This window comes from Methylophaga sp. UBA5088, assembly GCF_002414625.1.
Taxonomy (GTDB): domain Bacteria; phylum Pseudomonadota; class Gammaproteobacteria; order Nitrosococcales; family Methylophagaceae; genus Methylophaga; species Methylophaga marina.
This window is the reverse complement of record NZ_DIAC01000111.1, coordinates 10,223-17,954: the sequence shown is the minus strand read 5'-3', so window position 1 is coordinate 17,954 and position 7,732 is coordinate 10,223. Positions and strand designations below refer to the sequence as shown.

General features: G+C 44.4%; 9 protein-coding genes. 4 read left to right on the top strand and 5 right to left on the bottom strand.

Going from position 1 to position 7,732, the window contains the following annotated elements; all coding sequences use genetic code 11:
* The 5 genes from B4K20_RS14095 to B4K20_RS14075 form a co-directional block, all read right to left on the bottom strand.
* On the bottom strand, positions 1 to 739 hold a 739-nt coding region (locus tag B4K20_RS14095), incomplete at its 3' end, for an alpha-E domain-containing protein (RefSeq protein ID WP_289283378.1).
* A complete protein-coding gene (locus B4K20_RS14090; protein ID WP_289283377.1) occupies positions 739 to 2,202 on the bottom strand; it encodes a circularly permuted type 2 ATP-grasp protein in 1,464 nt (487 codons plus the stop codon). The genes B4K20_RS14095 and B4K20_RS14090, both read right to left, overlap by 1 nt.
* Positions 2,203 to 2,298: 96 nt before the next feature.
* Positions 2,299 to 2,943, bottom strand: a complete 645-nt coding sequence (locus B4K20_RS14085) for a hypothetical protein (RefSeq protein ID WP_289283376.1) — start codon at positions 2,941 to 2,943, stop codon at positions 2,299 to 2,301.
* 98 nt (positions 2,944 to 3,041) lie between these two features.
* Positions 3,042 to 3,536: a thiol peroxidase gene (gene tpx / locus B4K20_RS14080; protein WP_289283375.1), complete on the bottom strand. Its 495-nt coding sequence runs from the start codon at positions 3,534 to 3,536 to the stop codon at positions 3,042 to 3,044.
* Between the two features lie 74 nt (positions 3,537 to 3,610).
* On the bottom strand, positions 3,611 to 4,033 hold the full coding sequence (locus B4K20_RS14075; protein ID WP_289243635.1) for a hypothetical protein: 423 nt from the start codon (positions 4,031 to 4,033) through the stop codon (positions 3,611 to 3,613).
* A 191-nt stretch (positions 4,034 to 4,224) separates the two neighbouring features.
* Here B4K20_RS14075 and B4K20_RS14070 point away from each other — a divergent pair, with 191 nt between their 5' ends.
* The 4 genes from B4K20_RS14070 to B4K20_RS14055 all read left to right on the top strand — a co-directional run.
* Positions 4,225 to 5,193 (top strand): mitochondrial fission ELM1 family protein, encoded by a 969-nt coding sequence (locus B4K20_RS14070; protein WP_289283374.1) that lies wholly within the window; start codon positions 4,225 to 4,227, stop codon positions 5,191 to 5,193.
* 6 nt (positions 5,194 to 5,199) lie between these two features.
* Positions 5,200 to 6,321 (top strand): glycosyltransferase family 4 protein, encoded by a 1,122-nt coding sequence (locus tag B4K20_RS14065; RefSeq protein WP_286305897.1) that lies wholly within the window; start codon positions 5,200 to 5,202, stop codon positions 6,319 to 6,321.
* Positions 6,318 to 7,328: a glycosyltransferase family 4 protein gene (locus tag B4K20_RS14060; RefSeq protein WP_289283373.1), complete on the top strand. Its 1,011-nt coding sequence runs from the start codon at positions 6,318 to 6,320 to the stop codon at positions 7,326 to 7,328. The genes B4K20_RS14065 and B4K20_RS14060 overlap by 4 nt, the downstream gene beginning before the upstream one ends.
* 3 nt (positions 7,329 to 7,331) lie before the next feature.
* The coding region (locus B4K20_RS14055; protein WP_289283372.1) for a glycosyltransferase family 9 protein at positions 7,332 to 7,732 on the top strand (401 nt) is incomplete at its 3' end.

Here is a 7,732-nt window from a genome sequence, read left to right as displayed (position 1 = left end):
AACAGAATACTTCACGCATCATCAAAGAACGCGGGAAAGCTGTATTTTGAATTAAAAATGCCAACACATTTTCCCCTTTCAATGAGGAGTTATGTGCTTGAATATACATTTGCTGGGCATTTAGAACTCTCAGTAATGTCGCCCACAAAATACCTTCGTGCTGTTTTAGAGTTTCACTTCGGTTATCTGACATCAGCAATGCCGACAACTCCAATATTCGGCTGGTCATATCTGCCCGTTCTAGATGTTTACCCGCCTGTAAAAAGTCATAAGCAAAATTACGACTCATGTGATTGGCAATCATACCCCATATACATTGACATGACTCCATGATAGTGAGTAATAACTTCTGTCTGCGACGTCGATTACCAATGGATGATAATTCACTCTTCACTAATAAGTGTAGCTCATTCACCTGCTCCCAGACTTCTTCTGGTAATACATCCAATGAGGTTCGGGCATTTTCTCTCACAGCCGCCAGATTATTAATCAATGAACCACCATAGCCAGGATCAGCTAATAGAAAATGCATAATGTCATATTCATTTTCACGCGGATGTTTTCTGTAATAAATCTGCTCAGCATCAAAAATGGTCACCAAGGTAAACCAGTTCACTTCCATATGCTCGGGCAAGTCCATTAATAGTGCGGTATGCACATTAATTAATCGCGCCGTGTTTTCCACGCGCTCTAAATAACGAGCCAACCAATACACTCTCTCAGCAACACGAGATAACATTAGTCTTCCTCCATGAAATGGCGACTATCATCAACAATCCAGGTATCTTTACTACCGCCCCCCTGTGACGAGTTAACAACTAACGAACCCTCGACCATCGCTACACGAGTCAGCCCACCGGGGGTGACATAAATATCATCTCCAGACAGAATAAATGGCCTTAAATCGACATGTCGTGGTGCAATCGTGTCATCACAACAGGTGGGGGAAACAGATAAACTCAAGGTCGGTTGAGCAATGTAGTTTTTTGGATCATTGATCAGTAACTCACGAAATTCTTCCACTTTCTCTGCCGAGGAATGCGGTCCCACCAACATGCCATAGCCTCCTGACTCATTGGCGGGTTTGACCACCAGTTCAGGCAGATGCGCTAACACATGGGTCAAATCTTCCTCATTACGACACAGCCAGGTAGGCACATTGCCCAAAATGGGTTCTTCATTCAGGTAATAACGGATCATGTCAGGCACATAGGCATAAATGACTTTATCGTCAGCGACACCGCATCCTGGCGCGTTGGCTATCGCGACTTTACTCGCACGCCAGGCACGCATAATCCCTGGCACACCTAGCATTGAATCAGGACGAAAAACTTCTGGATCAATAAAATCATCATCAATACGGCGGTATATGACATCAACACGCTCAAGGCCATGAATCGTTTTCATGTAGACATAATCATCATCCCCTACCAGTAGATCGGCGCCTTCCAGCAAGATCAAACCGGCTTGTTGAGCAAGGAACGCATGTTCAAAATAGGCTGAGTTATAGATACCGGGCGTCAATAACGCCATCGTTGGATGAGTTAAATCAGGGCGTAATGAGGCGAGCATTTCTGCTAAGTGTTCAGGGTAGGCATCAACAGGGCTAATATTTAAGAGTTTGAATAGCTCAGGCAAGACTCGCTTGGTGGTTTTTCTGTTTTCGAGCATATATGCCACCCCAGATGGTACACGTAAATTATCCTCTAACACGTATAGCGTGCCATCATGATCGCGTACTAAATCTGAACCACAGATATTGGCCCAAACGCCATGAGCAGGGGTCATACCATGACATTCTTTACGATAACCTTTGGATTGATAAACCACGTCGGCGGGTATGATGCCAGCGTTGATAATATTTCCATCGTTATAAATGTCTTGAATGAACTGATTTAAGGCATGAATGCCCTGTTTTAGCCCTTTTTCGGTGCGTTCCCACTCACTCTTTGGAATAGCCCTTGGGATAATATCGAATGGCCAAGCCCTATCAATATTGCCCGCATCACTATAAATGGTGAAGGTGATGCCACGCTCCAGCATTTCTACTTCTGACTCTTGCACCCGCTGCGTAAACGCTTTTTTTTCCATGCAACGCAAGTATTCAAGCAGTTTAAAACTGAATGCTCTGGGCTGATGTTTTGCAAACATGAGCTCATCAAAAAACGAACCCGGTTCATAGTCCTTCCAAATGTCCTTCATCAGTCCCCCTATCAGGTTTTAGTTCAAAAGAACGATATACAGAAGAAGAGAGCAAAAGTTATACCCGACTTGGATGGCAGGTTACTTTTTTTGGTTTTATTTTGTCAGTGCGGCATTCACCATACTGTTAATCCGTTCAGCAGCATTATCTTCATGTGTGCCACGATAGGCTGACACCAACTGTTTTGCTTCATTGAACGCCTGATCAATTTCGTGTCTGAAAAGCTGTTTGTAACGTTCAACACCTATCAGATAGACCCCGCCTGACAGCGATAGCCCCTGTTGAATGCTAGCTCTTTTATCACTTGCATCTGAGGCGATGCGTTGAGCTACAATCTGACTATACAAAGGAATCCCCATCACAAAACTTAAGAGCTTATTCACCTCTTGGGGATTTCTATCTTTCCAGTACTGTGCATAAATGGAGAGCCGTCTTAAACGGAGCCAGTCAATATCCGTTAAAGCCGCAACAGGACCCGATGGCTGTGCACCATAAAAGATCAACTCAATATCACTGCAGAATTGATAATAATCTGGCAATGAGGCTTTACTTAATTGATCACCTGCCATCGCGATATCCACTTCCAAAGTTTGCATCGCTGTGGGTACAGTGGAAAAAAGCAGCACTTTACTATGTGCCTGACCTGCCTTGTCTGACCAGAATTGAATCGCCTTTGCCAGAGGATGGAATTCAGCCAAAACCGACACGGATGAAAATAAATCTGTCTCAAGCGCGATCATCGACACCTCCTCCGCTAAATCATCTCTGAGCGTTTTTTAAACAAAAAAAAGCCCTGTTCAACAGCTATTGAACAGGGCTTTTGCAACGATAAGCTCGTTTAGCTAAGTGCTGACAAGGCTTTTTCATAATCAGGTTCATCAGCAATTTCACTGACTTGTTCGGTATAAATGACTTTGCCAGTTTCATCAATGACGACAACCACACGCGAACACAAACCAGCTAAAGGCCCATTTTTCATTAATAAACCGTAATCTTCAGCAAATGAAGAGCGAAACGCCGAACCAGTCACGACATTATCAATACCTTCTGCACCACAAAAACGTGCCATGGCAAAAGGTAAATCTTTTGATACACAGACAACCGTGGTGTTATCCAAGGCAGCCGCTTTTGTGTTGAATTGTCTGACAGACATCGCACAGGTAGGCGTATCTACAGATGGAAAAATATTGAGCACAACACGACCAGATAAATCTGCCAGAGTCAGCTCAGACAAGTCATCTTTTGTCAGGCTAAATTCTGGTGCTTTTTGTCCAACTGCAGGCAACTCACCCACTGTCTCAAAAGGGGTTCCTTTTAATGTCACTGTAGTCATAAAATCTCCTTTAATTTAATTTGCGAAACATGTCAGCATCCGCCTTGAAGAACTGGCTAGATAACATGCTGACATTACCGTTGTCTGTCTTGTTTTAATGTTTGTAGTGTTCTGTAGACTTCGCGGGCATCAGCTAAATTTCGTTTAGCGACACTGACCCGCTTATCTTCAATCATGGCGATCATGGCGATCACACCGACTATACTGATCAGCGTACCAGCAATCCCCCCTGATACCCAAGCCACATAAATGGCTAATAAGATAAGAATGAATATCTGTATGACCATCCATTGAGAAGCGAGTTTCTCTTTTTGGCAGGTCACATACTTTTCGTGCCATAAACGAACTAATAAACCCAACTCATCATCACTCAACACAGCCAAATTTGAATAGTACTCGAGACCGATTAATTCATCATTGTGGTTACGTGAGACCAACTGCGCATCTTCAGCCATTTCCTTTAACGCACTAAAGGTATCTTCATCACGCTCAATCATGTGCACTCCTTTTGACTGTCGTCGCTTGACTATGGCTCAGCTCGCCATAGGCCTCCAGAGAAAATATTCCTAATTTATTTTTTGTGAAACCGCTCTCATTTCATAAAACTTTAATACGGCTGCCCTATAGTCCACAGCACATCGCCTTTTCAGCTTGAGGCTACATTACTTTATATTTAGGTGCTGTCTGCATGAATATCAACAAAGACGAAGACCCCATCATCATCTGGCGACTCACTGATGGAAAACCTGGCCATCAAAGCCAATCTCAAGGTTTGGTGAATGCCTTAAAGCGCAAAATGGCCTGTCAAAGTTTTGATATTCCGGTGAGTGGTCGACTTCAACCTGTGTTCGATTTATTGAGTACAACCTGGCCTGCAGGTCATGGGCTACCTTTACCTGATCTCATTATCGGGGCAGGTCATCGCACGCATCTTCACATGCTGGCAGCAAAAAAGGTGTATGGCGGGCAAACCATCGTCTTGATGCAGCCCAGTTTACCGGTGTCTTTTTTTGATCTTAGCTTAATACCGGAGCATGACTATTATCAAGGTCGTGGCAATGTATTGGAAACACGAGGCGTTCTTAACCCTATTCACGCGACAGGTGTTCATCACACCGATAAGGGACTAATCATGATTGGCGGCCCTTCCAAACACTGTGACTGGAATGAAAACCATATAACATCACAAATAACTCAGCTTTGTAAGCAAAACCCGCGTATTCACTATACGCTCACGACCTCTCCACGTACACCTGACAACTTCGCCACTCACATGCTAGGCTTCAAATTGGCCAACCTCACTATCGTGCCTTTCGAAGAAACCGATCGTAACTGGGTTTCACGCCAATTAGCAGCAAGTTATAGTGCATGGATTAGCGAAGACTCCGTGTCGATGGTGTATGAAGCACTCACAGCAAACACTGCGGTCGGTATTCTTAACATGCCCATCAAACGTGATAACCGTGTCTCACGGGGACTGAGTAAATTAGTGGGTGAAGGCTATGCTGTTCGCTTTGACAGCCTGGGCCATTACAAAAACCGTCTACAAGCTGTTCCGGGGTTCATGGAATCAGAACGCTGTGCAGACTGGATAGCAAAACACTGGTTGGATGGCGTGCCACAAGCACAACCACAGCCAATACCTCAACTCAGCTAATTGCTCATGACAGATCAGTTAACCGTTGTTCAGGTGTTACCTGCACTTGAATCAGGAGGTGTTGAACGAGGCACATTGGAAGTCGGCCGCTATCTGGCAAGCCTGGGGCATCGCTCGTTTGTTATTTCCGCTGGTGGCCGCTTAGTCGATACCTTACGTCAGCAAGGCAGCGAGCATATCAACTGGAACATAGGCCGTAAGTCGCTGGCGACATTCCGTCTTATCCCGAGACTACGACGCTTTCTGGTGAATAACCGTGTTGATATTTTACATGTGCGTTCACGTATGCCGGCCTGGGTATGCTATTTGACGTGGAAATCCTTACCAAAGGCATCACGTCCAAAATTCATTACTACCGTTCACGGCACATACTCTGTCAACGGCTATAGCCGAATCATGACCAAAGGCGAACAGATATTGGTTGTGTCGGAAAAAATCCGTGAATACGTCACGACGCAATACGGTGTTCAAAAAAACCTCACCCTGAATTACCGGGGTATTGACCGACGAGAGTTCCCGTATGGATATCAGCCAAATAATGCATGGTTATCTCATTGGTATCAATCCTTCCCTCAAACACGGGGCAAGTTATTAATCACTCTGCCGGGACGCATTACACGTTGGAAAGGTCAGGCTGATTTTATAGAGATTATTGCTGAGCTAAAAAAATATTATTCTGATGTGCACGGTTTGATTGTTGGTGAAACTAAAAAAGGAAAATCGGCTTTTTTAGGTGAATTACAACAACGTGCAACTGAACTTGGCGTTTTAAATGATGTAAGTTTTATCGGCCACCGGAGTGATCTGAGAGAAATTATGTCAATTTCCAACATCGTCATGTCATTATCATTGCAGCCGGAAGCGTTTGGGCGAGTCAGTATAGAAGCCCTGAGTTTAGGGGTGCCGGTTATTGCTTATGCTCATGGCGGTGTGGAAGAACAACTAACGGCCGTACTGCCGGAAGGCAAAGTAAGCACGGGTGATAAAGCCGCTGTCGTCAGCTTAAGCACAAAATGGTTACTTGCACCGCCTGTTGTTCCAGAATCACATCCTTTTGTACTGGAGTCTATGTTAGAAACCACGCTATCTGTTTATAAACGCGCATTAAAACAACATTCGCCCACATGAACATCTGCCAATTGTTATTAAGCACAGGCGGTGGTGGGCTTGAAAAACATGTCAGAGAACTGTCTATCAGCCTCCACAAAGCCGGTCATTCTGTCAGTGTTATTGCCGACCCTCAATTTCTAGAGACCTTACCTGCACATATCCAAGGTTTTCCAGTTAATACTGAGCAAAGCCGGCGTAATCCACTTTTGTGGTTCAGCGTGCTTTATTATCTGCATAAGTCCAACGCGGATATAGTGCATGCTCAGGCTAATAAAGCGACGGCTGTACTAAATAAGTGTCGCTATTTTCATCGCGCAAAAACCGTAGGTACATTACATAACATCAAAAGCCGAGTGAAAGATTTTGCCAAGCTCGATCAGGCGATTGCGGTTAGTCATAGTCTTCGCTCACATCTGAACATAGCGAATGCCACAACAATATATAACGGTATTTCTAGCCCAAAAGTTGCACCTATTGATATCCATCAAGAGTTTGGACTCAACCCTGAGTTACCAACATTTTGTGCCGTTGGTCGACTAGTAAAGGCAAAAGGCTTTGATTTGTTATTGGATGCCGCAGACGGCCTGGCTTTGAATTTACTGATTATCGGTGAAGGAGAAGAACGCCAATGGTTACATAGCCGAATTCAACAGATGTCAACACAGACACACTGTCGTTTGGTCGGTTATCGTCCAGATGTCAGTTCACTGATGCACGCTTGTGACGGCGTATTAATCAGCTCGAGAAGAGAAGGCTTTTCTTATGTAGTCAGTGAAGCATTATTATTAGGCAAACCCATTTTATCTACGAATGTACCTGTCGCTAACGAAGTCCTTGATAAGGCATTAATCACACCTATCGCTGATACCCAGGCTTTTCGTCAACAGCTGGCCACACTTAGCAAAGACATAGTGGGCTGGCAAGGTATGATGCAGAAAGCGATGCTGCTGGCTCAGCAATCAATGACACTGGAAGCCATGACGGACAATACCCTTTCTGTTTACCAGGGTTTGCTGGAACCATAATTCATGACACAAGCAAATAAGATTTTGCTTATCAAGCATGGGGCATTTGGTGATCTAATTCAGGCAGACGGTATTTTCAAAGATATCCGCCAGCACTTCCTTGATGCTGAGATTATCTTGTTGACCATGTCCCGCTATGAATCCTTAATGGTGCGTTCACCTTATATCGATAGCATCATGATAGATGATCGCCAGCCACTGAGAAGGCTGAAACACCAATTCAGGCTACGCAGACAACTTATTCAACACCAGTTTGATCTGGTTATTGATTTACAAAACTCGGATAGAACAGCCTTATATCAGCGCTTTTTTTTACCTGATGTTGACTGGATTAGTCGGCGTGGAGCAAAGGCGCCTGAGTCAGGTTTGAAAGGATTGAAAACCTTACTCACTCAGGCCGATAT